At 36.0% G+C, this 2,289-nt stretch carries 2 protein-coding genes and 2 rRNA genes; all 4 read left to right on the forward strand.

Going from position 1 to position 2,289, the window contains the following annotated elements; genetic code table 11:
• A 23S ribosomal RNA gene (locus tag CAAU_RS04395) occupies positions 1-286 on the forward strand; the annotation flags it as partial.
• Positions 287-300: 14 nt separating this feature from the next.
• Positions 301-417 (forward strand): 5S ribosomal RNA (gene rrf, locus CAAU_RS04400).
• A gap of 120 nt (positions 418-537) precedes the next feature.
• Positions 538-1,785: an NAD(P)/FAD-dependent oxidoreductase gene (locus tag CAAU_RS04405; RefSeq protein WP_008908225.1), complete on the forward strand. Its 1,248-nt coding sequence runs from the start codon at positions 538-540 to the stop codon at positions 1,783-1,785.
• 116 nt (positions 1,786-1,901) lie between these two features.
• A partial coding sequence (locus CAAU_RS04410; protein ID WP_040305940.1) for a DUF3842 family protein occupies positions 1,902-2,289 on the forward strand: 388 nt, incomplete at its 3' end.

A 2,289-nucleotide genomic window follows, 5' to 3' on the forward strand; every position in this document is an offset into this window, starting at 1 on the left:
CTATCCGTCGCGGGCGTAGGAAATTTGAGGGGAGCTGTCCTTAGTACGAGAGGACCGGGATGGACGAACCTCTGGTGCACCAGTTGTCATGCCAATGGCACAGCTGGGTAGCCAAGTTCGGACGGGATAAGCGCTGAAGGCATCTAAGCGCGAAGCCCACCCCAAGATGAGATTTCCCACGCGGAAGCGGTAAGACCCCTGGAAGACTACCAGGTAGATAGGCCAGAGGTGTAAGCGTCGTAAGGCGTTTAGCTGACTGGTACTAATAGGTCGAGGGCTTGATCTTATTGTGCAGTGTAATCCGGTGGTAATGGAGGTAGGGAAACACCCGTTCCCATTCCGAACACGAAGGTTAAGCCTACCTACGCCGATGGTACTAGGCTGGAGACGGCCTGGGAGAGTAGGTGACTGCCGGGTAAATTTAAAGCCTCAACCGAAATGGTTGAGGCTTTTTTACTTGTGGTGCCTGGCACTTAAGTTTAAGATTTATTGTATAAAAAAATTATTTTGGTTAAAGCTATTTTTTGAGGTGAGTTTATGAAACTTATATCAGGAGAACTTTTTTGGAGTAAAGATGGAATTCCTTTTAAATATGAATATTTAGATAGGAACGTAAAATCAGATGTAGTTATAATTGGTGGAGGGGTTAGTGGTGCCCTATGTGCCTATTATCTGTCATCATCTGGTCACGATGTTTTGCTTATTGAAGGAAATATAATAGGCTATTTCAGCACTAGGGCGTCTACATCTATACTTCAATATGAAGTAGATACTAATTTAATAGGTCTTAGTAACCTCCTTGGTGAAGAAAATGCTGTAAAGGTATTTAAAATGTGTAGCAATGCAGTTTATGAAATAGAGCAAATAATCAAGGAACTTGATAATGACTGTGAATTTAACTTTAGAAAGAGTCTTTTGTATACTGATAAAAATAAAGACATAAAGCTACTTACTAAAGAATATGAACTCAGAAAAAATAATGGATTTAAGGTTGAACTTGTTGATAAACAACGGGCTAAAGATATGTTCTCCTTTCCAATGGAATTAGGCATATTGTCAGATGAAGGCTCTGGTGAGATAAATCCTTACCTATTAACACATTATCTTATTAGAAAGGCTTTTAATCGCGGCATAAAGGTTTATGAGAATACTTATATTAGTAAAATGGAGTTTAAAGGCGATGAGGTTATTCTAACAACATCTAACGGTTTTACTATTACAACAAAAAAAGTCATAATTTCAGCTGGATACGAAGGAAGAAAATACTTACCTAAACCCTATAGAGTTAAGTTGACAAGAAGCTTTACACTTGTTACAAAACCCATTAAAGAATTTAACGGATGGTTTGAAAGATGTATAATAAGAGATACAGAAGATTACTATACATATTTTAGAACAACTAAAGATAATAGAATTATGATGGGTGGAGAAGATATAGAAATTGGCGGTGAGCATAGCAAGATGGCTGATCTTAAGGATGAAAGGGTGGCAGAGGAAAAATATAAAAAGTTATTTAATAAACTTAAGAATATGTTCCCAGAAATAAAGGATATAGAAATAGAATATAAGTTTAATGGCATATTTGGAATAACTGGTGATGGTTTACCCTATATTGGAGAACTACCGGGAATGCCTAACTGCTATTTTTGTTTAGGATATGGATCAAATGGCATACTTTATTCATTGATAGGTGCTAAACTGATTAGGGATTTAATATCAGGAAAGGAGCCTAAGGAACTAGAACTATTTGGGTTTAGAAGAAAAAAGATAGTCAGCAATCACTAAGATTGCTGACTTTTATTATATGTAGTATAATCCACTTAGAAACTTAAGTTTCAAAACATATTGAACATAACAAATTAATATAAGAGAAGAAAATTAAATGATGAGGAGGAAAAAGCTTGAAAATAGCTGTCATTGATGGCCAAGGAGCAGGTCTTGGGAAAACCTTCATAAAGGAATGCAAAAGAGCCTTCAAAAATAATGTGTATATTTTTGCTTTAGGGACAAACGAAATCGCAACCTTAAATATGTTAAAAAACGGTGCTGATGAAGGCTTTACTGGAGAGATAAGAATAGTGGATTTTCTCACTAAAAACAAGATAGATGCTATAGTAGGACCGATAGGAATTCTAATAGGTGGAGGTATAGGTGGAGAAATTACTTCAAATATTTCAAAAGTTATATTTAACCTAGACTGTATTAAATACATAATTCCGCTGCAAAAACATGGTATATTTATCCCAGGCACACGAAATTTAGCTATAAGAGAGATTATAAAAGAAATAA

It is taken from the genome of Caloramator australicus RC3 (assembly GCF_000297115.1).
Classification (GTDB): Bacteria; Bacillota; Clostridia; order Clostridiales; family Caloramatoraceae; genus Caloramator; species Caloramator australicus.

Excerpts from the sequence above, each read along its gene's own strand:
- CAAU_RS04405 (WP_008908225.1), top strand. The coding sequence starts at position 538 with ATGAAACTTATATCAGGAGAACTTTTTTGGAGTAAAGATGGAATTCCT.